Source organism: Pseudomonas sp. SC11, from assembly GCF_047039205.1.
Classification (GTDB): Bacteria; Pseudomonadota; Gammaproteobacteria; order Pseudomonadales; family Pseudomonadaceae; genus Aquipseudomonas; species Aquipseudomonas boreofloridensis.
On sequence record NZ_CP178183.1, the window covers coordinates 435,236 to 458,303 of the forward strand.

A 23,068-nucleotide genomic window follows, 5' to 3' on the forward strand; every position below is an offset into this window, starting at 1 on the left:
TTTGGGAGTTGCTTGGGAATGATTCTGTAACGCAGCGGTGGACTGCAAGATACACGCACGAAGCAGGGGCGACGCCGCTTCTTCTTGCCGCTTGTAGCTTGCAGCTTGCAGCTCAAAGGTGCCTGCCATGTTGAACACCCTTCTACCCATCCTGCTGTTCGCCGCGCTCGGCCTGGCCGTGCTCGGCGCCGTGCGTCGTGTGAGCATGTGGCGTCGTGGTCGGCCTGCGAAGGTCGATCTGATCGGCGGCCTGCTGGCCATGCCGCGCCGCTACCTGGTGGACCTGCACCACGTGGTCGAGCGCGACAAGTACATGTCCAAGACCCACGTCGCCACCGCCGGTGGTTTCGTGCTGTCGGCGCTGCTGGCGATCCTGGTGCACGGCTTCGGCCTGCAGAGCAAGATCCTCGGCTACGCCCTGCTGGTGGCCACGGTGATCATGTTCAGCGGCGCCATCTTCGTCTTCAAGCGTCGCCTGAACCCACCTTCGCGCCTGTCCAAAGGCCCGTGGATGCGTCTGCCCAAGAGCCTGCTGGTGTTCGCCGCGAGCTTCTTCATCGCCACCTTGCCGGTGGCGGGTATCCTGCCGGCCAACACCGGCGGCTGGGTGATGGTCGGCATTCTCGGCCTGGGCGTGCTGTGGGGCGTGTCGGAGCTGTTCTTCGGCATGACCTGGGGCGGGCCGATGAAGCACGCCTTTGCCGGTGCCCTGCACCTGGCCTGGCACCGCCGCGCCGAACGTTTCGGCGGCGGGCGCTCCACTGGCCTCAAGCCGCTGGACCTGGAAGACCCGAGCGCGCCGCTGGGCGTGGAAAAACCGGTGGACTTCACCTGGAACCAACTGCTGGGCTTCGACGCCTGCGTGCAGTGCGGCAAGTGCGAGGCCATGTGCCCGGCCTTCGCCGCTGGCCAGCCGCTGAACCCGAAAAAACTGATTCAGGACATGGTCATCGGCCTGGCCGGTGGCACCGACGCCAAGTTCGCCGGCAGCCCTTACCCCGGCAAACCCATCGGCGAGCACGGCGGCCATCCGCACCAGCCGATCGTCAACGGCTTGGTCGATGCCGAAACGCTGTGGTCGTGCACCACGTGCCGGGCCTGCGTCGAGGAATGCCCGATGATGATCGAGCACGTCGATGCCATCGTCGATATGCGCCGTCACCTCACCCTGGAGAAGGGCGCGACCCCGAACAAGGGGGCCGAGGTGCTCGACAACCTGATCGCCACCGACAACCCCGGCGGTTTCAATCCGGGTGGTCGGATGAACTGGGCGGCAGACTTGAACCTCAAGTTGCTCTCGGACGTGAAGACCACCGAGGTGCTGTTCTGGGTGGGTGATGGCGCCTTCGACATGCGCAACCAGCGCACCCTGCGCGCCTTCGTCAAAGTGCTCAAGGCCTCGGGCGTGGACTTCGCCGTGCTTGGCCTGGAAGAGCGCGACAGCGGGGACGTGGCACGTCGCCTGGGCGACGAGGCGACCTTCCAGCAGTTGGCCAAGCGCAACATCCAGACCCTGGCCAAGTACCAGTTCCAACGCATCGTCACCTGCGACCCCCACAGCTTCCATGTACTCAAGAACGAGTACGGCGCTTTGGGCGGCGATTACCAGGTGCAGCACCACAGCACCTACATCGCCGAACTGATCGCTGCCAAACGCCTGAACCTTGGCCAGCACAAGGGCGGCAGCGTCACCTACCACGACCCGTGCTACCTGGGGCGCTACAACGGCGAGTACGAAGCCCCGCGTGAAGTGCTCAAGGCGCTCGGTATCGAAGTGCGCGAGATGCAGCGCTCGGGCTTCCGTTCTCGCTGCTGCGGCGGTGGCGGCGGTGCGCCGATCACCGACATTCCCGGCAAGCAGCGGATTCCCGACATGCGCATGGACGATATCCGCGAAACCGAGGCCGAGCTGGTGGCGGTGGGTTGTCCGCAGTGCACCGCCATGCTCGAAGGGGTGGTCGAGCCCCGCCCACAGATCAAGGACCTGGCCGAGCTGGTCGCCGACGTATTGATCGAAGAACAAGCGCCAGCAGCGACCAGCAAACCGGCTGCGGCCAAACGTGAACCTGCGGAGGTGCACTGATGAGCGACATCGTCCGCCGCGACCCACGCGCCGAGTGGATCGCCCGTAACCGTCTGCATCCGTTGCACGCCGCGATGCAGACGCAACAGACCCGCTGGATGGGCCCCAACGGGCTCATGCGCAAGAACCCTCACGCACTGGCAGCCGGCTTCGTCGGCCCGGCCGGTCTCAAGCGTATCGACCGCAGCGGCGCCCAGCAGGGCACTGCCGGTGGCGCACGGCGCACGGCAGCGGCCGAGGTGCAGTTGCCGCTGCACCAGGTGGCCGATCCTGCCTTCTACATCACCGTGGTACCGGACATGGTCGGTGGCCGCCTGGGCAGTCACGACCGCGACCTGCTTGGCCTGGCCCGCAGCCTGGCCGGCAACGACGGCGCGGTGCTGGCCGTGGTGTTCGGTGAACACAAGGAAAGCAACTTCGCCAACGCCGGGGTGGACCGCTTGCTGGTCATCGAAGGCGATGCCTACAGCGGTTACGCCCCCGAACAGCTGGTTCAAGGCCTGCGTGCTGTGGATAACCAGTTCGCGCCGCGCCACTGGCTGTTGCCCGATAGCCGCACCGGTGGCGGCGAGTTGGGCCGACGCCTGGGCGCCGCGTTGGGTGAACGCCCGGCCACGCGGGTCTGGCAGATCAAGGACGGCCAGTGCATCGGCCGCGCCGGGGCCGGTCAGCAGGACCTGCAACGCGGCCTGCCGCGCCTGATCCTGGCCGCAGCCGAATGCGCCGACCCGGTCAGCGAAACCCGTCACGAAGCCTTGCCGGTGGCGTTGTCCACAGGCGTGGCCCGTAGCCTTTCGCGCATCGAGGACTTGGGGCCGGTGGCCGTGGATCCGGCGGCCATCGCCATGGCCGAGGCCGAGTTCATCGTCTCCGGTGGCAACGGGGTCAAGGACTGGGCGCTGTTCCACCAGGCCACGGCGGCGCTGGGCGCCACCGAAGGCGCTTCGCGGGTGGCGGTGGACGACGGCTTCATGCCGCGCAACCGTCAGGTCGGGGCGACCGGCACCTGGGTCACGGCGCGGGTGTACATGGCCGTGGGCATCTCCGGGGCCATCCAGCACCTGCAAGGCATCGGCGCCTGCGACAAAGTGGTGGCCATCAACATGGACCCTGGCTGCGACATGATCAAGCGGGCCGACCTGTCGGTGATTGGCGACAGTGCGGCGATTCTCAAGGCCCTGATCGAGGCTGTGGACAACTTCCGCAGCGGCGCTCAGCGCGACGCGGCATAAGGGCACGACATGAGTACGAAAGTCATCAGCCTGGTTTCCATCGGTGCCCACCCCAGCTCTGGTCGCGCCCGTCGCGCCGAGCAGGATTCGCGCGCCGTCGAACTCGGCCTGCAACTGGCAGGCAACGACCTGCAGGTGGTGCATGCCGGTAACCCCGCCGAGGAGGCGCTGCGCGGCTACCTGGGCATGGGCCTGGAACACCTGGACGTGCTGGAGCAACCCGCTGGCGCCGACGTGCTCGGCGTGCTCGGCGACTACCTGCGCGACGCCGGCGCCCAGTTGGTGCTGACCGGCAGCCAGGCCGAAACCGGCGAAGGCTCTGGCATGCTGCCGTTTCTCCTGGCCGAGAAGCTGGGCTGGCCGCTGGTGGTGGGGCTGGCCGAGGTGGAGTCGATCGACAATGGCACCGCGCAGGTGCTGCAAGCCTTGCCGCGCGGTCAGCGGCGTCGCCTGAAGGTGCGCCTGCCGTTGCTGGCCACTGTGGATAACGCTGCGCCCAAGCCACGGCAGAGCGCGTTCGGTCCGGCACGCCGGGGTGTGCTGGCGGCGCGCGATGTTGCGGTGGTAGAGGACGAGGTGTTGGACGGCGATGCCCTGCAACCGGCGCGGCCACGCCCCAAGCGCTTGAAAGTGATCAAGGCCAAGAGCGGTGCCGACCGTATGAAGGCGGCGACGGCCAAGGCCAGTGGCGGGGGCGGCAAGGTGCTCAAGGACGTTTCTCCACAGGAAGGCGCTGAAGCCATTCTCAAGCTGTTGGTGGAGGAGGGTGTGCTGCGCTGAGCCGCATCTGCCTGTGAATAACTCTGGGGCCGCTTTGCGGCCCTTTTTTGTGGCTTCGGGCCGCTCTCACGGGCTATTTAGTGGGTTTGCGCCATCTCGTGACGTGAAATCAGCGCAAAGGCCCCACCGCCTGCAAACTGTCCCCCGAAACTGTTCGCCAGCCTGTGAATAACGTGTTCGCTTGTTGCTCAAGCCCAGAGCGGACGAAGGCTGGAGGGCGATGATCAAAAAATGTACAGGTCTGTGCGTCATTCAATAGCCTGACTCATCTCGGACCCTCCGCAACTTTCCCACAATCGCTGTTCATCCCTCTGTGGATAATATGTTGGGCAAGCGCTGGAAGCCACGGTCGACGGGGCTTTCATAGATTAGGTCAAAAATTGATCAATCTGCTCGCGATCACCTCATAGCCCCCGAAATACAGGGCTTAGCGGGTATTATCCACAGCGCATTTGAAGCGTCATGATTCATGCCCACAGTTTCTGTTGGCGTCCCTGTGGACAAGGTGTTCGATAAACGCTGAAGCCCACGTGAATAAAGGCTTCCAAGGGTTTGATCAAATAATGATCAGTCGATTCGGGCTACATGGGTTTCGAGTATCCACAGGTTTCTTCTTTTAAAGCTGTGGATAACCTGTTCGCACCCTCTGTACAACACACAAAAACGCCACGGCTGATCACTCGGCCGTGGCGTTTTCAACAACCTCGCAGGTTTACTGCGACTTCACTTCCTTCAGGTACGGCGCAGGTTCCGCTCCCAGGTTGGCCAGCACGCGATCGCTGTACCAGTCGATGAAGTTGACCACACCGAACTCGTAGGTCTTCGAGTACGGGCCTGGCTGATAGGCAGTGGAGTTGATACCGCGCTGGTTCTCTTCGGCCAGGCGGCGGTCCTGGTCGTTGGTGGCGTCCCACACCTTGCGCATTTGCTCAGGGTCGTAGTCCACGCCTTCGACCGCGTCCTTGTGCACCAGCCATTTGGTGGTGACCATGGTTTCCTGGGCGCTGATCGGCCACACGGTGAACACGATCATGTGGTCGCCCATGCAGTGGTTCCACGAGTGCGGCAGGTGCAGGATGCGCATCGAGCCCAGGTCCGGGTTCTTGATCCGGCCCATCAGCTTCTTGCACGCCTGCTTGCCGTCCATGGTCATCGACACGGTGCCCTTGAGCAGCGGCATGCGCACGATGCGGTTACGCAGGCCGTGGCTCTTGTGCAGATACGGGATCTTCTCGGCGTCCCAGGCGGCGGCGGAGGCGGCCACGTGGTCCTTGAATTCCTGGCTGGCGCGCGGGTCGTTGGTGTCGTCCCACTCCAGCAGGGTCTTCAGCAGTTCCGGGTGCGAACCGTTGCAGTGGTAGCACTCGCGGTTGTTTTCCAGCACCAGCTTCCAGTTGGCCTTTTCCATCAAGGTGGTTTGCACCGCCACCTTGGCGTTCTCCATGTCGTACGGTTCCATGTAGTGGTCCAGCGTGGCCAGGAACTCGTCGATGGCCGGCGGGTTCTCCGCCAGGCTGATGAAGATGTAGCCGCCGGCCGTCTTCACGTTGATCGGCTTGAGGCCGTACTGATTCATGTCGAAGTCGGCGCCCATCTCGGTGCCGGCGAACAGCAGGCGGCCGTCGAGCTCGTAGGTCCACTGGTGGTACGGGCAGACCAGCTTGGCCACCTTGCCCTTGTCGCTGACGCACAGGCGCGAACCGCGATGGCGGCAGACGTTGTGGAAGGCGTGCACCTTGCCCTCGGCGCCACGGATCACGATCACCGGGTTCTTGCCGATCTGCAGGGTGAGGTAGTTGCCCTTCGCCGGAATCTCGCAGGTCATCCCCGCGATCAACCACTCTTTGTGGAAGATCTCCTGCATGTCGATCTGGAACAGGCGCTCGTCGCAGTAGAAGGGCTGCGGCAGCGAGTACGTGCGCTCGCGGGTCTGCAGCATCTCGGCGGTGGCCTTGCGTGCAGGTTCCAGTGGATCGCCCAGGCTCAGGGTTGCGGTGACGTCCATCGTTTTATCCTCAAGGCCGTTGTCGGCCGGCGAAAGGTGGCTAATCGTTGTTGTGTTTGCCGCAAGGCTATCAGCAGAAAAACAGCCGTTCTATTTGCGGTGGAGTGTGCGTTCGCGCCGTGGCCGGGCCATATCCATGGGCGACATGGCCGAATCGAATTCCGACGCCCCAACCCTTGTGTCTCGGGGCTGGTCGCGATAAGCACGCCGATGTCGCGGATGGGAATGTGCGACACATCGGGCTTGAGCATTATCGCAGCCATAAGAAAGCCGATAGTCGGCTGCTGGAGATGAACATGTCCGAAACCTTCCTCAATCCGGTCACCACCCAGACCTGGGCCAACGGCCGCCATATCGTGCGCTGCGTCAAGGTCATCCAGGAGACCTGGGACGTGCGCACCTTCTGCTTCATGGCCGACCAGCCGATCATGTTCTTCTTCAAGCCGGGCCAGTTCGTCACCCTGGAGCTTGAGATCGAAGGCAAGCCGGTGATGCGTTCGTACACCATCTCCAGTTCGCCGTCGGTGCCGTACAGCTTCTCGATCACCGTCAAGCGTGTGCCGGGCGGGCTGGTGTCGAACTTCCTCCACGACACCATGCATGAAGGCGCCGAGTTGCCGGTGCACGGTCCGGTCGGTCTGTTCAATGCCATCGACTACCCGGCGGCCAAGGTGCTCTACCTGTCCGGCGGTGTCGGCATCACCCCGGTGATGTCCATGGCGCGCTGGTTCTACGACACCAACGCCAATGTCGACATGGTCTTCGTGCACAGCGCCCGTTCGCCCAAGGACATCATCTTCCACCGCGAGCTGGAGCAGATGGCCTCACGCGTGCCGAACTTCAGCCTGCACATCGTCTGCGAGAAGCATGGTCTGGGCGAGCCGTGGGCGGGCTATCGCGGCTACCTGAACCAGCGCCTGATGGAGCTGATCGCGCCGGACTATCTGGAGCGGGAAATTTTCTGCTGTGGTCCGACGCCGTACATGAGCGCGGTCAAGCGCATGCTCGAAGCCGTGGGCTTCGACATGAAGAACTACCACGAGGAATCGTTCGGCGCCACGCCACCGGAGGCCAAGGCCGATGCCGTCGAGCATGCCGAAGCCGCCGCCGAGGCCCCGGAAGTGGACGCCGCCGACCTCAACCTGGTGGAGTTCATCGGCAGCGACAAGAGCATCCGCATCGCCCCGGGCGAAACGGTGCACGCCGCCGCGGCAAAAGTCGGCCTGATGATCCCCAAGGCCTGCGGCATGGGCATCTGCGGCACCTGCAAGGTACTCAAGCTGGGCGGTGAAGTGGAGATGGAGCACAACGGCGGCATCACCGAGGAAGACGAAGCCGAAGGCTACATCCTCTCGTGCTGCAGCGTGCCCAAGGGTGACGTGCGCATCGATTACTAGCCGCGCGTAGCGCGGCAGCCGCAAGCGACAAGCGACAAGCTGCAAGAAAAAGCAGGCTCTACACCGGCCCGCTTCTTCTTGCAGCTTGCCACTTGCAGCTTGCCGCTGCCGTCAGGTGCGGAAACGGGCAACCATGCTGTTGAGGTCGACGGCCAGGCGTGACAGTTCGGCGCTGGCCATCGTGGTCTGGTGGGCACCGGTGGCGCTCTGCACCGACAGATCGTTGATGTTCACCAGGTTGCGGTCCACCTCGCGGGCCACTTGAGCCTGCTCCTCCGCGGCGCTGGCGATCACCAGGTTGCGCTCGTTGATCTGGCCTACTGCACTGGCGATGGTGTCCAGCGCCAGGCCGGCGCCACGGGCGATGTTCAAGGTCGACTCGGCGCGTTCGGTGCTGGTGCGCATCGACTCCACCGCATGCTCGGTGCCGCCCTGGATGCTGCCGATCATCCGCTCGATTTCGCTGGTCGATTGCTGCGTGCGATGCGCCAGTGCCCGCACTTCATCGGCCACCACCGCAAAACCACGTCCGGCCTCGCCGGCACGCGCGGCCTCGATCGCTGCGTTCAGCGCCAGCAGGTTGGTCTGGTCGGCCAGGCCGCGAATCACGTCCAGCACCTTGCCGATATCGCGTGATTGCCCGGCCAGGTCTTCGACCAGACGGGCGGTGCTCTGCACGTCGCCGCTCATGCGCTCGATGGCGCTTACGGTCTCCAGCACCAGGTCGCGGCCGTCACCGGCCGAACGGCTGGCTTCGCCCGACGCCTCGGAAGTGCTCACGGCGTTGCGGGCCACTTCCTCCACTGCGCTGGTCATCTCGGTCACGGCAGTTGCTGCCTGCTGGATCTCGTTGTTCTGCTGGGCCAGGCCGCGGGCGCTCTCGTCGGTGACGCTGTTGAGCTCTTCGGCCGCTGAGGCGAGCTGGGTAGCGGAGCCGGAGATCTGCTGCAGCGTGTCGCGCAACTGCACCTGCATCTGGTCCATGGCCTGCAACAGGCGCGCGGCCTCGTCGGTGCCGGCGGTGTCGATGGCGTGGGTCAGGTCGCCTTTGGCGATCCACTCGGCGGCCGCCAAGGCCTGGTCGATCGGCTTGACGATGCTGCGGGTCAGCAGCAGGGCGAACAGCACCATCAGCACGGTGGCGACCACCAGCAACGCGATGACCAGCATGAAGGCACGGTCGTACTGCTGGGCGGCATCGGCGTTGGCCGAGCGGGTCTGGGTGGCGTTGAACTGAAGGAGCTTTTCCATGGCCTTGTTGATCTGCTCGGAGTTGCTCAGCAGGTCATGGTTGAGCAGTTCGCGCATCGCTTCGAGCTGATCGGCCTGGCTGTAAGCGCGCAGGCGCATTTCCAGTTGACGGTACTGGGCCAGGACCTGGCCGAGTTCGTCGAAGGCGGCACGCTCACCGGGTTCGAGAATCAACGGCGCATAAGCGTCGCGAGCCTTGTCGATCTGCGCGTTACGCTCGTCCATGAGGCGCAAGGTTTCGTCCTGCAGGTTGCGATCGACCATCAGGCGGTAGGAGAGGGTGCGCAGGCGCTGGTTGTTGGCGGTCAGTTCGTCGAGCAGCTTGATGCTGGGAATGTTGATCTGTTCGATGTTCACGCCCGCTTGACGGATATGCCCCATCTGCAGCAGTGAAAAAACACCCAGGCCCAGCATCAGCAAGCCTATGAGGGAAAAACCGAGAAGTGCGCGCGGCGCGATGTTCAGCGTACGTAGTGACATGACGTCGAGTCCGGAAGGATGGCTCGCGTCCATGCGAAAGAATTTGTCTTACAAACCTATCGGTAACGGACTACCAGTCTTTAGGATCGGCCAAAAAAATGAGCCTTCTACAATCGCTTGGACGGACGGGCGGTTGACCCAGGTCGGAACAAGACCCCGCTTACCCTGTCAATGTGCCGGAACGAGAGCCTTCGATCCTGATTTTTAATGGCGGGGGCGCATGCTTTTCTTTATCGTGTGCGCCCTTTGCAACAACCCGAGATAGACACATGTTGGAAGCTTCCCTGAATCAACTCGAGCAACTGGTCGCCGACCTGATGCACAAGAACGCGCAACTGACCGAGCAGAACCAGCAGCTCGACCAGGCACTGGCCCAGGCCAAGGAAGAAAATGAGACCCTGCAACTGTCGCTGATGGAGCAGGAAGAGCAGAACGGCGCCACCGCCGCCCGCATCCAGGCCTTGGTCGAGCGTGCCAGCGCAGGTGCCGTTAGCGCATGAGCCTGCACTCGCAGTCGATCAACGTGGTGTCGATCCTGGGCAGCGACTATTCGATCAAGGCGCCCGGAGGCCAGGAGGAAACCCTGGCGCAGGCAGTGCTTATGCTCAACACCGCCCTTAACGAGACCAAGCGTCAGTACCCGACCCTGATCGGTGACAAGCTGATGGTGCTGGCAGCCCTGAACCTGTGCTCGAAACAGGTGGAGTTGCAAAAGGAACACCAACAGACGCTGGAGCGAACCCAGGCACAGATCGATGCCACGGTGGACGCCATCGTCCGGACCATCGCCGAACAGTAAGAGCAGCACCAGCCCCCTGTAGGCGTTCGCGATGGGCTGCAAGGCAGCTCCAGCAATGTTGGCTGCGAAGCTGAGAACCCGGGGCCGCTGCGCGTCCCATCGAGGGCTATGCTTGCTCCTACGATGATGAAAATCTGCATGCCGAGTCTGTGGCACAAGCGTTCAAGCAGACATTACAAAAGCGACGTTGTCGCCAGCCATGGGGCAATTATTCGGACCGCGGTATTCAATACTGTTCGGCGCTCTACCAGTCACATCATCAGCGGCATGGGGTTCAATGCTCGATGACTGATGGGTGTGACTGCTATCGGAATGTGCTGGCCAAGAGAATCAACGGAATCCTCAAGATTGAGCGGCTGCTGAGTAGTTCCGAAGATTTAGAGCAAGCAAGGCAAAGGGATGACGAGGCCGTGCAGATCTGCAATATGGACTGGCCTCACAGGGCCTTGAAAAATAAAACGCCCGCTACGCTGTACCGGGCGTTTTAGGCCTGAGCAGGTGTAAACCTATTTCAGGATTAGACACTTGCGGACGTTGCATTTGTCACGGTGATAACCCAGTGAAACTCATGGCCAAACTCCCAAATTAACAGCCTATGGTCGATGTAGTACGAATTGCCATTGTATTCAACCAGTGTATGAGCGGGTGCGTTTTTGAACAGGTTTTGTGCAGCGGGATTAGACACGGTGTCTGAGCCACCAGGGTAATCGAGTTGGACGCTGAAGTTGAGCTTTTTGTGGGGAGCTGTTTTTGGGGTGTTGTCTTTGTTGTAAGTGAATGGTCCTTTGTCACTGATGATGTGAAACTCACTGTTTTCGCTTGAGTCACTGGATGAGTGGAAAGATGTTTGGGTTACAAAAACCATTTTGTCATTGACTTGAACATGGTCCCAAGGCTTGATGCGAAGAATTTCATCCAGCGTTTCGCCATTTTCAAACCTGTCTTGATGACCCGCAATTTTTACAATAGTGCTCATTTTAAAAACTCCTGGGTTGGGTGGGCTTGCAAGTGGACCCTACCGGAAGGAGGCGCGTCGTTGAACTGTTAAAAATGACAGTTTCAAATTGAGACTGGTTGCGTGAAATGGCGTCCATGGAGCAACGAAAAGGGCCGTTTGACGACCCTTTTCAAGCACGGTTGTTCAGCTCGGCAGCTTTTCGACATCGATGATGCTATGGATGTCCGCCGCCAGTTCACGCACCCGCTGTTCCTCGGTATCCCACGAGCACATGAACCGCGCCCCGCCGCTACCGATGAAGGTGTAGAAGCGCCAGCCTTTGGCGCGCAGTGCCTCGATGGCGAACTCCGGCAGTTGCAGGAAGACCCCGTTGGCCTCCACCGGGAACATCAACTCGACCCCCGGCAGATCACTGACCAGCGAAGCCAGCAACTGCGCGCACTGGTTGGCGTGCTCGGCGTGGCGCAGCCAGGCGCCGTCTTCCAGCAGCCCGACCCAGGGCGCGGAGAGAAAACGCATCTTCGACGCCAACTGTCCGGCCTGCTTGCAGCGGTAGTCGAAGTCTTCGGCCAGCTCGCGGTTGAAGAACAGGATCGCTTCGCCCACGGCCATGCCGTTCTTGGTCCCGCCAAAACACAGCACATCCACGCCGGCCTTCCAGGTCAGCTCGGCCGGCGAACAGCCGAGGAACGCGCAGGCGTTGGCAAAGCGCGCACCGTCCATGTGCAGGTTCAAGCCCAGGTCCTTGCAGGTGGCGCTGATGGCCTTGAGTTCTTCGGGGCGGTAGACGGTGCCGACTTCAGTGGCTTGGGTGATGGTCACCACACGTGGCTTGGGGTAGTGGATGTCCTGGCGCTTGAGCGCCACTTCGCGAATCGATTCGGGGGTCAGCTTGCCACCGACGCTGGCGGCGGTGAGCAGCTTCGAGCCGTTGGAGAAGAACTCCGGCGCGCCGCATTCGTCGGTCTCCACGTGGGCGGTCTCGGAGCAGATCACGCTGTGGTAGCTCTGGCACAGCGACGCCAGGGCCAGCGAGTTGGCGGCGGTGCCGTTGAAGGCGAAGAACACCTCGCAGTCGGTTTCGAACAGCGTGCGAAAGTGCTCGGCGGCGCGCTCGGTCCATTGGTCGTCGCCGTAGGCGCGCTGATGGCCCTGATTGGCCTGCGCCATGGCCGTCCAGGCTTCGGGGCAGATGCCGGAGTAGTTGTCGCTGGCAAATTGTTGGCTCTTGTCTGTCATGGCAGGTCCTGTAAACCGTGGGCACCCCGGTACTGTAGCGAAGTTTCTGGTCAGGGCTATAGCGGTGTTGGTGCGGGGAACCGTTGCGAGCAGGCGATTGACGCTGTCCGTAAACAAAAACAGGAAGCCTCTTTCAGATGTGTAAGAAGTTTCTTTCAGAGATTAATTAAAATAATCAGACGTAGGTTTTTTGAGCGCTTCTTAGAGGGTTCGCATTTGACGAATTCTAATTTCTCTCCAAGTATCAATAGGCCGGCGACGGCACTTCCATAATGATTCTGTATTGGAGAACACTCATGATCGAAGCATCTGAGGTGGCTGAGTTCTATGAAGTTAAACCTACAGTAGTTGATGGCCAAGTTGTGCATGCCAACGCATTCATTGCCATGATGGAAACCACGCAGGATAGGCTTGGCCGGGCCTTTGACTCATTGGCTTACTTGGCCGGCATAAAATCTGCAGCGGCGCAAGATCACTATAAAACGCTCGACACATCCAGTTTGCAATCGCTGCTGCGCAGCGCGCAGGAGGCTGGCTTGAGTGCCCGGGTAGTGGCTATCTAAAAAGTTGCCAGGCGTCGAGAGGCGCCTGGCTTTTTTTGGGAGGTGGCCCATGCAGGCCGAATGTGATGCGATGAACGCACGGATGAATATCCAAGGTTTACAGTGGTTCGACCGCTGGCGTCTGGGCAATGGCAGTACCGAGTCATTCGTGGTGCCGTTCGCCACGACCCGCCCGGTGAATATTGTCACCCACGGGCAAGCGCAATTCGACTATGGGCAATTCGGTATTCATCTGGCGCAGCAAGATGTTCTGACATTTCTGGGCGATACGCATAAGGTCATTCACGCCAAGTTCATCGACTGCCGAAACGCGTCGCCTACGTTCAGGGCCTCGCTGTCTCTACGGTTTTCACCTGCTTCCAGCAGGACACTGGTCATTCCGCCCGGTGTGGCCCATACGTTCAGCGGGTTGGAGGGTGTGTCGACGCTTAATGCCTATGACGTATTCCTGCCGCCCTTGGCGTCGCTCCTGCAACCGACTCTCGGCTGGACGCCTGAACACGACATCGTCAATCTCCCCCTGGACACTGATCCTGCGACCGTGGAGGGGGTGACCCCGATGTGCGAGCCTGCCGCGAACCGGGTGTACTACCAATTAGCAGTGTTGCAACGCTCGATCATGTCCGCCGGCGAGGTGTCCCACGCGGAAACCCGGCAGTTCATCCTGGACACTGGCGAGCACGTCCAGCTCATGTTGCAACCTGTCGTGAGTCCCGCAACAGAGGCTTCGAGCTTTCCCGTGTCACGTATTCACGGGGTCGAGTTCAAGCGGCATGGATCGGTACGTACTGGTGAACATAGCCGTATCGTTCCGGTCATGGGACCGTCGCCTTTCTACATCGTCGATCATGGGACGCAACCCTACAGCTTCGACTCGTTCGGCATCCATCTCGGGCAGGAAGACCACCTGACCTTCCTGGGTTCACCCAGCCAGTCGATCAGGTTGAAGCTGGTGGATGTGCGCGCAGGCTCTCCTACCCTGCATCAGGAAGAGTGGCATGAGTTTCGTCCGGATCCTGAAATGGAGCTGATCATTCCCTGCGGGGTAGCGCATGCGCTGTTCGACATGACCCACGTGTTCACCCTGAACCGCCCGGTGTTCTACCTCGATGATGCCAACGCCTATGAGCCGGGTAACGATGTCATCGACTGGCCGTTGAGTGCTAGGCCTTACCCTGTACTGACGCCCAACTCGACGCTGGCTTCGCTGGGCTATCTGGAAGCGCTGGCCGAGGTGCAGAAACGGCTCGCCGCGATCGCGCCAGCAGCCCAGACGCCCAAGGCGGTGCTGGTGACCGACCAGGTGACCGGGCGGCAGGTCAAGGTCATCCTGACCCAGGCCGCGCGCGCTGCGTCGGAACCATGACCCGCTCGCTGTCACTGCTCCTGCTGCTGGTCCTTAGCGCCGACGCCTTGCTGGTGTTCCTCCTGCCGGTGATGGTCTACGCCCATACCGCCAGCCTGGCGTGGTCGGGCCTGGCATACGCCATGACGTGGCTGCCCCGAATAGGGGTGACGCCGCTGGTCGGCCGCTCCATCGACCGCTGGGGTGTGCGCAAGGTCTCGGTGCTGTCGGATGTGCTGAAGTGTGCAGGGTGCCTGTGCGTGGTGCTGATGCTCAGTGCGGCGCCGGACGCTTTGACCGTGACGCTGCTCGGCGGACTGTTGAGTGGGTTGGTCGCGATCGGCAATGCGCAGAGCCTGATTGCCTACGAAAAGATGATCGCCCTGGTCAGCCGCGACGTGGATCGGGATGTGAACCTGCTCTGTCGCATCGATCAACTGGCAATGGTCACCGGGCCGCTGTGCGGATTCCTCTGCTACGCCGCTGGCGTTGAAGCCTTGTTGCTGCTTGCGGCTGTGCTGTATGTCAGCAACGCCCTGTGCTACGCCTTTAGCCGGGTGGTGCCGGACAATCGCGGCAAAGGTGCGCCCGACGCCACAGCGCCTGGGCCGGGCAACCTGAAGCTGATCCTGTCGACGCCGGTGCTGGTCAGCTCGGTGGTCCTGGCCGTCGGCAACAATGCCTTCGACGGACTGGTGGAGGCGGGCGCGGTGAGTTTGATCGACCGTGCCATGCAGTTGCCCATCGAGTACTTCGCCTTCGTCGATGTCTGCGCGGGAATCTGCGGGGTGGCCGCGACCTTGCTCTACCCGCGCCTGGCCGCCGCCGTGCCGGCGCTGCGGCTGTTCAGTGCCGCGGCGCTGCTGACGGTGCTGGCCAGTGCCCTGATGATCCTGTCCCAGGCCTACTTGCCTGGTTTTCTCGTGCTGTACGCCCTGAACATCGCCGGCAAGGTGTTCATGACCAACTTCTGTCGTGGCCTGCGCATTCGCCTGGTGCCGGTCGAGCGCCTGGCGAGTGTGTCCTCGCTGATGGTGTTGATGAACCAGGCCGTGCTGCCTGTGGTGGGCGTGACCCTCTACCTGCTCGGCGAACAGGCGCGCAGCCTCTCTGTTCTGCTGCTCGCGGCCATTGCCATCAGCGTGCTGGGGGCCTGGAAGGTTCGCGCTCAGGCGGGCTCGCGACCGGTAATCGATCCCTCGCCCTGCATGCCTGTCGATGGGCGATGAAGCAATGTCGTAAACGCGCCATTGCAAGGCGCGCGCAGGCATCTGTGTACAACGGCCCGGCCATACCATCGCCGCAAAGGGTCATTGAACCCTCCCAACAAAAAATGATCGCTGCCGGGAGAGACACGATGTTCAGCAAGCAAGACCAGATCCAGGGTTACGACGACGCACTGCTGGCGGCGATGAATGCCGAGGAACAGCGCCAGGAAGATCACATCGAGCTGATCGCCTCGGAGAACTACACCAGCAAGCGTGTGATGCAGGCCCAAGGCAGCGGCCTGACCAACAAATACGCCGAAGGCTATCCAGGCAAGCGTTACTACGGCGGCTGCGAGCACGTCGACAAGGTCGAGGCGCTGGCCATCGAGCGCGCCAAACAGCTGTTCGGCGCCGACTACGCCAACGTCCAGCCGCACTCCGGCTCGTCGGCCAACGGTGCCGTGTACCTGGCGCTGCTGCAGGCCGGCGACACCATCCTGGGCATGAGCCTGGCCCACGGCGGTCACCTGACCCACGGCGCCAAGGTGTCGTCCTCGGGCAAGCTGTACAACGCCGTGCAGTACGGTATCGACACCAACACCGGCCTGATCGACTACGACGAGGTCGAGCGCCTGGCCGTCAAGCACAAGCCGAAGATGATCGTCGCCGGCTTCTCGGCCTACTCCAAGACCCTCGATTTCCCACGCTTCCGCGCCATCGCCGACAAGGTCGGTGCGCTGCTGTTCGTCGACATGGCCCACGTCGCCGGTCTGGTTGCCGCTGGCCTGTACCCGAACCCGATTCCCTTCGCCGACGTGGTCACCACCACCACCCACAAGACCCTGCGCGGTCCACGTGGCGGCCTGATCCTGGCCAAGTCCAACGAAGAGATCGAGAAGAAGCTCAACGCTGCGGTCTTCCCCGGCGCTCAGGGCGGCCCGCTGATGCACGTGATTGCGGCCAAGGCCGTGTGCTTCAAGGAAGCGCTGGAGCCTGAGTTCAAGAGCTACCAGAAGCAAGTGATCGAAAACGCCCAGGCCATGGCCCAGGTGTTCATCGACCGTGGCTATGACGTGGTCTCCGGCGGTACCGACAACCACCTGTTCCTGGTCAGCCTGATTCGCCAGGGCCTCACCGGCAAAGACGCCGACGCTGCCCTGGGCCGCGCGCACATCACCGTCAACAAGAACGCCGTGCCGAACGACCCGCAATCGCCGTTCGTGACCTCGGGCCTGCGTATCGGCACCCCGGCCGTCACTACTCGCGGCTTCAAGGTCGCCCAGTGCGTGGCCCTGGCCGGCTGGATCTGCGACATCCTCGACAACCTCGGCGACGCTGACGTGGAAGCCGATGTGGCGAAGAACGTCGCGGCGCTGTGCGCAGATTTCCCTGTTTACCGCTGAGTGGAGTCCCACACCATGCAACGTTACTCGGGCTTCGGCCTTCTCAAGCACTCCCTCAGCCACCACGAGAACTGGCAGCGCATGTGGCGCACGCCGACGCCGAAAAAGGTGTACGACGTGGTCATCGTCGGCGGTGGCGGCCATGGCCTGGCCACGGCCTATTACCTGGCCAAGGAACACGGCATCACCAACGTGGCGGTGATCGAAAAGGGTTACCTGGGCGGCGGCAACACCGCCCGTAACACCACCATCGTGCGTTCCAACTACCTGTGGGACGAGTCGGCGCACCTCTACGAGCACGCCATGAAGCTGTGGGAGGGCCTGTCCCAGGACATCAACTACAACGTGATGTTCTCCCAGCGCGGCGTCTACAACCTGTGCCACACCCTGCAGGACATGCGTGACTCCGAGCGCCGCGTCAGTGCCAACCGCCTCAACGGCGTGGACGGCGAGTTGCTCAATACCGCCCAGGTGGCGGCCGAGATCCCGTACCTGGACTGCTCCAAGAACACCCGCTACCCGATCCTCGGCGCCACCGTACAGCGCCGGGGCGGCGTGGCCCGTCACGATGCCGTGGCCTGGGGCTATGCGCGTGCCGCCGACGCCTTGGGCGTGGACTTGATCCAGCAGACCGAAGTGACCGGTTTCCGCAAGGAAAACGGCGCCGTGATCGGCGTCGAGACCAGCAAGGGCTTCATCGGCGCCAAGCGCGTCGGCGTGGTCACCGCCGGTAACTCCGGACACATGGCCAAGCTGGCCGGCTTCCGCCTGCCGCTGGAGTCGCACCCGCTGCAAGCACTGGTCTCCGAGCCGATCAAGCCGATCATCGACAGCGTGATCATGTCCAACGCCGTGCACGGCTACATCAGCCAGTCCGACAAGGGCGACCTGGTGATCGGTGCCGGTATCGACAGCTGGGTCGGCTACGGTCAGCGCGGCTCGTACCCGGTGATCGAGCACACCCTGCAGGCCATCGTCGAGATGTTCCCCAACCTGTCGCGCGTGCGCATGAACCGCCAATGGGGCGGCATCGTCGACACCTCGCCGGACGCCTGCCCGATCATCACCAAGACCCCGGTCAAGAACCTGTTCTTCAACTGCGGTTGGGGGACGGGCGGCTTCAAGGCGACCCCGGGTTCGGGCAACGTCTTCGCTGCGAGCCTGGCCAAGGGCGAAATGCACCCGCTGGCCGCGCCGTTCTCCATGGACCGTTTCTACAACGGCGCACTGATCGACGAACACGGCGCTGCTGCCGTCGCCCACTAACCGGAGACACCGTCATGTTGTATATCTTCTGTCCCCACTGCGGCGAGCTGCGCTCCGAAGAAGAGTTCCACGCCTCGGGCCAGGCGCACATCGCCCGTCCGCTGGACCCCAACGCCTGCTCAGACCAGGAATGGGGCACCTACATGTTCTACCGTGACAACCCGCGCGGTATTCACCATGAGCTGTGGGATCACGTTGCCGGCTGCCGTCAGTACTTCAACGTCACCCGCAACACCGAGACCTACGAGATCCTGGAAACCTACAAGATTGGCGAGAAGCCGCAGGTCAGCGCCCGCGAACACACACCTGAGCGCTCGGCGGCCGTAAACGAACGGGGAGTCAACGTATGAGCCAGACCTATCGCCTCGCCAGCGGCGGCCGTATCGACCGCAGCAAGGTGCTGAACTTCACCTTCAACGGCAAGACCTACCAGGGTTATGCCGGCGACAGCCTGGCCGCTGCGCTGCTGGCCAACGGCGTCGACATCGTCGGGCGCAGCTTCAAGTACTCGCGCCCGCGCGGCATCATCGCGGCCGGTACCGAAGAGCCGAACGCCATCCTGCAGATCGGCGCCAGCGAAGCCACCCAGATCCCCAACGTGCGTGCCACCCAGCAGGCGCTGTATTCGGGCCTGGTGGCCACCAGCACCAACGGCTGGCCGAACGTCAACAACGACGTCATGGGCATCCTCGGCAAGGTGGGCGGCAGCATGATGCCGCCGGGCTTCTACTACAAAACCTTCATGTATCCCAAGTCGTTCTGGATGACCTACGAGAAGTACATCCGTAAAGCCGCCGGTCTTGGCCGGGCGCCGCTGCAGAACGATCCGGACAGCTACGATTACATGAACCAGCACTGCGACGTGCTGATCGTCGGTGCCGGCCCGGCGGGCCTGGCCGCTGCCCTGGCCGCTGCGCGCAGCGGTGCCCGGGTGATCCTGGCCGACGAGCAGGAAGAGTTCGGTGGCAGCCTGCTCGACACCCGCGAAACCCTCGACGGCAAACCCGCTGCCGAGTGGGTCGCCAGCGTGGTCAACGAGCTCGAAGGCCTGCCGGAAGTGACCCTGCTGCCGCGCGCCACGGTCAACGGCTACCACGACCACAACTTCCTGACCATTCACGAGCGCCTCACCGATCACCTCGGCGACCGCGCGCCGATCGGCCAAGTGCGCCATCGCGTGCACCGCGTGCGGGCCAAGCGCGTGGTCCTGGCCACCGGCGCCCACGAGCGTCCGCTGGTGTACGGCAACAACGACGTGCCGGGCAACATGCTGGCCGGTGCGGTCTCCACCTACGTACGCCGCTATGGCGTGGCGCCGGGCCGTAAGCTGGTGCTGTCGACCAACAACGACCATGCCTACCGCACTGCGCTGGACTGGCACGATGCCGGCCTGCAAGTGGTCGCCATCGCCGATGCACGCCACAACCCACGCGGTTCGCTGGTCGAGGAAGCACGTGCCAAGGGCATCCGTATCCTCACCTCCAGTGCCGTGATCGAAGCCAAGGGTAGCAAGCACGTCACTGGTGCCCGCGTGGCGGCCATCGATGTGCAGGCGCACAAGGTCACCAGCCCAGGCGAAACCCTCGAGTGCGACCTGATCGCCACTTCCGGCGGCTACAGCCCGGTGGTTCACCTGGCCTCGCACCTGGGCGGTCGCCCGGTGTGGCGTGACGACATTCTCGGCTTCGTGCCGGGCAATGCTCCGCAGAAACGCGAATGCGTCGGCGGCATCAACGGCGTGTACCCGCTGGGCGATGCCATTGCCGATGGCTTCGAAGGCGGCGTGCGCGCAGCCACCGAGGCCGGCTTCAAGGCCACCGTCGGCACCCTGCCGAAAACCGTGTCGCGCAAGGAAGACGCCACCGTGGCGCTGTTCCAGGTGCCGCACGACAAGGGCACCGCCCGTGCGCCCAAGCAGTTCGTCGACCAGCAGAACGACGTCACTGCTGCAGCCATCGAGCTGGCCACCCGCGAAGGCTTCGAGTCGGTCGAGCACGTCAAGCGCTACACCGCGCTGGGCTTCGGTACCGACCAAGGCAAGCTGGGCAACATCAACGGCCTGGCTATCGCCGCCCGTTCGATGGGCATCACCATCCCGCAGATGGGCACCACCATGTTCCGCCCCAACTACACGCCGGTGACCTTCGGCGCGGTAGCGGGTCGTCACTGTGGCCACCTGTTCGAGCCCGTACGCTTCACCGCCCTGCACGCCTGGCACGTGAAGAACGGCGCCGAGTTCGAGGACGTGGGCCAGTGGAAGCGTCCGTGGTACTTCCCCAAGGCCGGTGAAGATATCCATGCCGCCGTGGCCCGCGAGTGCAAGGCCGTGCGCGACAGCGTCGGCTTCCTCGACGCCTCGACCCTGGGCAAGATCGACATCCAGGGCGCGGATGCGCGCGAGTTCCTCAACCGCGTGTACACCAACGCCTGGACCAAGCTGGATGTGGGCAAGGCCCGTTACGGCTTGATGTGCAAGGAAGACGGCATGGTCTTCGACGACGGCGTCACCGCCTGCGTCGGCGAGAACCACTTCATCATGACCACCACCACCGGCGGCGCCGCCCGCGTCCTGCAGTGGCTGGAGCTGTACCACCAGACCGAATGGCCTGACCTGAAGGTGTACTTCACCTCGGTCACCGACCACTGGGCCACCATGACCCTGTCCGGTCCGAACAGCCGCAAGCTGCTCAGCGAGCTGACCGACATCGACATGGACAAGGAAGCCTTCCCGTTCATGACCTGGAAGGAAGGCAACGTCGGCGGTGTACCGGCTCGGGTGTTCCGCATCTCCTTCACCGGTGAGCTGTCGTACGAAATCAACGTGCAGGCCAACTACGCCATGGGCGTGCTGGAACAGATCATCGAGGCAGGCAAGAAATACAACCTGACCCCGTACGGCACCGAGACCATGCACGTACTGCGCGCCGAGAAGGGCTTCATCATCGTCGGTCAGGACACCGACGGCTCGATGACCCCGGACGACCTGAACATGAGCTGGTGCGTGGGCCGCAACAAGCCGTACTCGTGGATCGGCCTGCGTGGCATGAACCGTGAAGACTGCGTGCGCGAGAACCGCAAGCAACTGGTCGGCCTCAAGCCGGTGGACCCGAATGTCTGGCTGCCCGAAGGCGCCCAGTTGGTGTTCGATCCCAAGCAGCCCATCCCGATGGACATGGTCGGCCACGTCACCTCCAGCTACAAAGCCAACTCCCTGGGCTATTCGTTCGCCATGGGTGTGGTCAAGGGCGGCCTCAAGCGCATGGGCGAGCGTGTCTACTCGCCGCAGGCCGATGGCAGCGTGATCGAGGCGGAGATTGTGTCTTCGGTGTTCTTCGATCCGAAGGGTGAGCGGCAGAACGTCTAAGGACTTTGGAAGACCGCACCGGACCCTGTGGGAGCGGGCTTGCCCCGCGATGCGAGGGTGGCCTCCCGGCCCCATCGCCCACAGGTTCGGTGTCGTTCCTGGCACAAGAATTCAAGGCAGGTAAGAAATGAGCGCTATCAACGTCTTCCAGCAAAATCCCGGCAGCGAGGCCAAGGCCCAGTCGCCGCTGCACCATGCCGATCTGGCCAGCCTGGTCGGCAAAGGCCGCAACAACGCAGGCGTGACCCTGCGCGAACGCAAGTTTCTCGGTCACCTGACCCTGCGTGGCGATGGTCACGACGCCGAATTCGCCGCCGGTGTGCACAAGGCCTTGGGCCTGGAACTGCCGGTGGCCCTGACCGTCGTCGCCAACGACGAGATGTCGCTGCAATGGGTCGGCCCGGACGAATGGTTGCTGATCGTCCCCGGCGGTCAGGAACTGGCCGTCGAGCAGAAACTGCGCGCGGCCCTCGAAGGCCAGCACATCCAGGTGGTCAACGTCAGCGGCGGGCAGAGCCTGCTGGAACTGCGCGGCCCGAACGTGCGCGACGTGCTGATGAAGTCCACCAGCTACGACGTACACCCCAACAATTTCCCGGTGGGCAAGGCGGTCGGCACGGTGTTCGCCAAGTCGCAACTGGTGATTCGCCGCACGGCTGAAGACACCTGGGAGCTGGTGATTCGCCGCAGCTTCTCCGATTACTGGTGGCTGTGGCTGCAGGACGCCTCGGCCGAGTACGGTCTGGCCATCGAGGCCTAAGGAGCGCAGCACATGAGTCGGGCACCGGATACCTGGATTCTCACCGCCGATTGCCCGAGCAAGCTGGGCACGGTGGATGTGGTGACGCGCCATCTGTTCGAGCAGAGCTGCTATGTCACCGAGCACCATTCCTTCGATGACCGGCTGTCGGGGCGCTTTTTCATCCGCGTCGAGTTCCGCGCGCCGGAGGGCTTCGATGAAGAGGCCTTCCGTGCCGGGCTCGGCGAGCGCAGCGCCAGCTTCGGCATGGCCTTCGAGCTGATCGCGCCGAATCATCGGCCCAAGGTGGTGATCATGGTGTCCAAGGCCGACCACTGCCTGAACGACCTGCTCTACCGTCAGCGCATCGGTCAGCTGGGCATGGAGGTGGTCGCGGTGATTTCCAATCATCCCGACCTGGAACCGCTGGCGCACTGGCACAAGATCCCCTACTACCATTTCGCCCTCGACCCGAAAGACAAGCCGGGTCAGGAGCGCAAGGTGATCAAGGTGATCGAGGAAACGGGCGCGGAGCTGGTGATCCTCGCCCGCTACATGCAAGTGCTGTCGCCGGAGTTGTGCCGTCGTCTCGACGGCTGGGCGATCAACATCCATCACTCGCTGTTGCCTGGATTCAAGGGTGCCAAGCCCTATCACCAGGCTTACAACAAAGGTGTGAAGATGGTCGGCGCCACGGCGCACTACATCAACAACGACCTGGACGAAGGCCCGATCATCGCCCAGGGCGTCGAGGTGGTGGACCACAGCCACTACCCCGAGGACTTGATCGCCAAGGGGCGTGACATCGAATGCCTGACCCTGGCGCGGGCGGTGGGGTATCACATCGAGCGGCGGGTGTTCCTCAACGCCAATCGCACTGTCGTGCTCTGATCGGTCTCATCGCGGGACAAGTCGCCGCGCTCACAGGAATGCCACGGGTTTCGAATCCGCTGAAC

Annotated in this window: 19 protein-coding genes and 2 pseudogenes; 16 read left to right on the top strand and 5 right to left on the bottom strand. The window is 62.8% G+C overall.

Going from position 1 to position 23,068, the window contains the following annotated elements; genetic code table 11:
* The first annotated feature begins 127 nt into the window (after positions 1-127).
* From dgcB to ACK2SD_RS01975, 3 genes are read left to right on the top strand one after another with little or no spacing between them, the layout of a single operon-like run.
* Positions 128-2,083, top strand: a complete 1,956-nt coding sequence (gene dgcB / locus ACK2SD_RS01965) for a dimethylglycine demethylation protein DgcB (protein WP_412461228.1) — start codon at positions 128-130, stop codon at positions 2,081-2,083.
* Positions 2,083-3,315: an electron transfer flavoprotein subunit alpha/FixB family protein gene (locus tag ACK2SD_RS01970; RefSeq protein ID WP_412461229.1), complete on the top strand. Its 1,233-nt coding sequence runs from the start codon at positions 2,083-2,085 to the stop codon at positions 3,313-3,315. The genes dgcB and ACK2SD_RS01970 overlap by 1 nt, the downstream gene beginning before the upstream one ends.
* 9 nt (positions 3,316-3,324) lie before the next feature.
* Positions 3,325-4,095 carry an electron transfer flavoprotein subunit beta gene (locus tag ACK2SD_RS01975; protein WP_317871375.1) on the top strand — a complete coding sequence of 257 codons (771 nt, stop codon included), beginning with the start codon at positions 3,325-3,327 and terminating at the stop codon, positions 4,093-4,095.
* 712 nt (positions 4,096-4,807) lie between these two features.
* Here ACK2SD_RS01975 and gbcA read toward each other — a convergent pair.
* Positions 4,808-6,100, bottom strand: coding sequence for a glycine-betaine demethylase subunit GbcA (gbcA, locus tag ACK2SD_RS01980; protein ID WP_029614882.1), 1,293 nt, complete (start codon positions 6,098-6,100; stop codon positions 4,808-4,810).
* Positions 6,101-6,396: 296 nt separating this feature from the next.
* Between gbcA and gbcB the strand changes: the two genes are divergently transcribed.
* A complete protein-coding gene (gene gbcB / locus ACK2SD_RS01985) occupies positions 6,397-7,497 on the top strand; it encodes a glycine-betaine demethylase subunit GbcB (RefSeq protein WP_029614881.1) in 1,101 nt (366 codons plus the stop codon).
* A gap of 111 nt (positions 7,498-7,608) precedes the next feature.
* On the opposite strand, the gene ACK2SD_RS01990 is transcribed toward gbcB, so the two are convergent.
* Both ACK2SD_RS01990 and ACK2SD_RS01995 read right to left on the bottom strand, forming a co-directional pair.
* Positions 7,609-8,481, bottom strand: a complete 873-nt coding sequence (locus tag ACK2SD_RS01990) for a methyl-accepting chemotaxis protein (protein WP_412462375.1) — start codon at positions 8,479-8,481, stop codon at positions 7,609-7,611.
* Positions 8,482-8,511: 30 nt separating this feature from the next.
* Positions 8,512-9,261, bottom strand: a pseudogene (locus ACK2SD_RS01995) (MCP four helix bundle domain-containing protein); the annotation flags it as partial.
* 236 nt (positions 9,262-9,497) lie between these two features.
* Here ACK2SD_RS01995 and ACK2SD_RS02000 point away from each other — a divergent pair.
* From ACK2SD_RS02000 to ACK2SD_RS02010, 3 genes and pseudogenes are all read left to right on the top strand, one after another.
* The gene (locus ACK2SD_RS02000) at positions 9,498-9,728 is read left to right on the top strand and encodes a hypothetical protein (protein WP_029614877.1); all 231 of its coding nucleotides are present in this window, start codon (positions 9,498-9,500) and stop codon (positions 9,726-9,728) included.
* On the top strand, positions 9,725-10,027 hold the full coding sequence (locus ACK2SD_RS02005; protein ID WP_412461230.1) for a cell division protein ZapA: 303 nt from the start codon (positions 9,725-9,727) through the stop codon (positions 10,025-10,027). Before ACK2SD_RS02000 ends, ACK2SD_RS02005 begins: the two co-directional genes overlap by 4 nt.
* Before the next feature lie 83 nt (positions 10,028-10,110).
* Positions 10,111-10,515: pseudogene (locus ACK2SD_RS02010) on the top strand (integrase core domain-containing protein); the annotation flags it as partial.
* 29 nt (positions 10,516-10,544) lie between these two features.
* Here the strand turns inward: ACK2SD_RS02010 and ACK2SD_RS02015 are convergent.
* Together ACK2SD_RS02015 and ACK2SD_RS02020 are read right to left on the bottom strand one after the other, a co-directional pair.
* The gene (locus ACK2SD_RS02015; protein WP_412461231.1) at positions 10,545-11,003 is read right to left on the bottom strand and encodes a hypothetical protein; all 459 of its coding nucleotides are present in this window, start codon (positions 11,001-11,003) and stop codon (positions 10,545-10,547) included.
* A gap of 165 nt (positions 11,004-11,168) precedes the next feature.
* Positions 11,169-12,224, bottom strand: a complete 1,056-nt coding sequence (locus tag ACK2SD_RS02020) for a low specificity L-threonine aldolase (RefSeq protein WP_342650278.1) — start codon at positions 12,222-12,224, stop codon at positions 11,169-11,171.
* Positions 12,225-12,520: 296 nt separating this feature from the next.
* Here ACK2SD_RS02020 and ACK2SD_RS02025 point away from each other — a divergent pair, with 296 nt between their 5' ends.
* From ACK2SD_RS02025 to purU, 9 genes are all read left to right on the top strand, one after another.
* Complete coding sequence (locus ACK2SD_RS02025) at positions 12,521-12,787, top strand: XRE family transcriptional regulator (RefSeq protein WP_412461232.1); 267 nt, start codon at positions 12,521-12,523, stop codon at positions 12,785-12,787.
* A gap of 49 nt (positions 12,788-12,836) precedes the next feature.
* Positions 12,837-14,153, top strand: a complete 1,317-nt coding sequence (locus ACK2SD_RS02030) for a hypothetical protein (RefSeq protein ID WP_412461233.1) — start codon at positions 12,837-12,839, stop codon at positions 14,151-14,153.
* The gene (locus tag ACK2SD_RS02035) at positions 14,150-15,361 is read left to right on the top strand and encodes an MFS transporter (protein ID WP_412461234.1); all 1,212 of its coding nucleotides are present in this window, start codon (positions 14,150-14,152) and stop codon (positions 15,359-15,361) included. The genes ACK2SD_RS02030 and ACK2SD_RS02035 overlap by 4 nt, the downstream gene beginning before the upstream one ends.
* Before the next feature lie 128 nt (positions 15,362-15,489).
* A complete protein-coding gene (locus ACK2SD_RS02040; RefSeq protein ID WP_412461235.1) occupies positions 15,490-16,743 on the top strand; it encodes a serine hydroxymethyltransferase in 1,254 nt (417 codons plus the stop codon).
* Between the two features lie 15 nt (positions 16,744-16,758).
* Positions 16,759-18,009 (top strand): sarcosine oxidase subunit beta family protein, encoded by a 1,251-nt coding sequence (locus tag ACK2SD_RS02045; protein WP_029615229.1) that lies wholly within the window; start codon positions 16,759-16,761, stop codon positions 18,007-18,009.
* Positions 18,010-18,023: 14 nt separating this feature from the next.
* Positions 18,024-18,359 carry a sarcosine oxidase subunit delta gene (locus ACK2SD_RS02050; protein ID WP_039581290.1) on the top strand — a complete coding sequence of 112 codons (336 nt, stop codon included), beginning with the start codon at positions 18,024-18,026 and terminating at the stop codon, positions 18,357-18,359.
* Positions 18,356-21,373, top strand: a complete 3,018-nt coding sequence (locus ACK2SD_RS02055) for a sarcosine oxidase subunit alpha (RefSeq protein WP_412461236.1) — start codon at positions 18,356-18,358, stop codon at positions 21,371-21,373. The genes ACK2SD_RS02050 and ACK2SD_RS02055 overlap by 4 nt, the downstream gene beginning before the upstream one ends.
* Positions 21,374-21,500: 127 nt before the next feature.
* Positions 21,501-22,133: a sarcosine oxidase subunit gamma gene (locus tag ACK2SD_RS02060; protein WP_029615231.1), complete on the top strand. Its 633-nt coding sequence runs from the start codon at positions 21,501-21,503 to the stop codon at positions 22,131-22,133.
* Positions 22,134-22,145: 12 nt separating this feature from the next.
* Positions 22,146-23,003, top strand: a complete 858-nt coding sequence (purU, locus tag ACK2SD_RS02065) for a formyltetrahydrofolate deformylase (protein ID WP_029615232.1) — start codon at positions 22,146-22,148, stop codon at positions 23,001-23,003.
* Positions 23,004-23,068: the final 65 nt, after the last annotated feature.

Coding starts and splice junctions, on each gene's coding strand:
- dgcB (WP_412461228.1), top strand. CDS start 128: ATGTTGAACACCCTTCTACCCATCCTGCTGTTCGCCGCGCTCGGCCTG.
- ACK2SD_RS01970 (WP_412461229.1), top strand. CDS start 2,083: ATGAGCGACATCGTCCGCCGCGACCCACGCGCCGAGTGGATCGCCCGT.
- ACK2SD_RS01975 (WP_317871375.1), top strand. CDS start 3,325: ATGAGTACGAAAGTCATCAGCCTGGTTTCCATCGGTGCCCACCCCAGC.
- gbcA (WP_029614882.1), bottom strand. CDS start 6,100: ATGGACGTCACCGCAACCCTGAGCCTGGGCGATCCACTGGAACCTGCA.
- gbcB (WP_029614881.1), top strand. CDS start 6,397: ATGTCCGAAACCTTCCTCAATCCGGTCACCACCCAGACCTGGGCCAAC.
- ACK2SD_RS01990 (WP_412462375.1), bottom strand. CDS start 8,481: ATGGACCAGATGCAGGTGCAGTTGCGCGACACGCTGCAGCAGATCTCC.
- ACK2SD_RS02000 (WP_029614877.1), top strand. CDS start 9,498: ATGTTGGAAGCTTCCCTGAATCAACTCGAGCAACTGGTCGCCGACCTG.
- ACK2SD_RS02005 (WP_412461230.1), top strand. CDS start 9,725: ATGAGCCTGCACTCGCAGTCGATCAACGTGGTGTCGATCCTGGGCAGC.
- ACK2SD_RS02015 (WP_412461231.1), bottom strand. CDS start 11,003: ATGAGCACTATTGTAAAAATTGCGGGTCATCAAGACAGGTTTGAAAAT.
- ACK2SD_RS02020 (WP_342650278.1), bottom strand. CDS start 12,224: ATGACAGACAAGAGCCAACAATTTGCCAGCGACAACTACTCCGGCATC.
- ACK2SD_RS02025 (WP_412461232.1), top strand. CDS start 12,521: ATGATCGAAGCATCTGAGGTGGCTGAGTTCTATGAAGTTAAACCTACA.
- ACK2SD_RS02030 (WP_412461233.1), top strand. CDS start 12,837: ATGCAGGCCGAATGTGATGCGATGAACGCACGGATGAATATCCAAGGT.
- ACK2SD_RS02035 (WP_412461234.1), top strand. CDS start 14,150: ATGACCCGCTCGCTGTCACTGCTCCTGCTGCTGGTCCTTAGCGCCGAC.
- ACK2SD_RS02040 (WP_412461235.1), top strand. CDS start 15,490: ATGTTCAGCAAGCAAGACCAGATCCAGGGTTACGACGACGCACTGCTG.
- ACK2SD_RS02045 (WP_029615229.1), top strand. CDS start 16,759: ATGCAACGTTACTCGGGCTTCGGCCTTCTCAAGCACTCCCTCAGCCAC.
- ACK2SD_RS02050 (WP_039581290.1), top strand. CDS start 18,024: ATGTTGTATATCTTCTGTCCCCACTGCGGCGAGCTGCGCTCCGAAGAA.
- ACK2SD_RS02055 (WP_412461236.1), top strand. CDS start 18,356: ATGAGCCAGACCTATCGCCTCGCCAGCGGCGGCCGTATCGACCGCAGC.
- ACK2SD_RS02060 (WP_029615231.1), top strand. CDS start 21,501: ATGAGCGCTATCAACGTCTTCCAGCAAAATCCCGGCAGCGAGGCCAAG.
- purU (WP_029615232.1), top strand. CDS start 22,146: ATGAGTCGGGCACCGGATACCTGGATTCTCACCGCCGATTGCCCGAGC.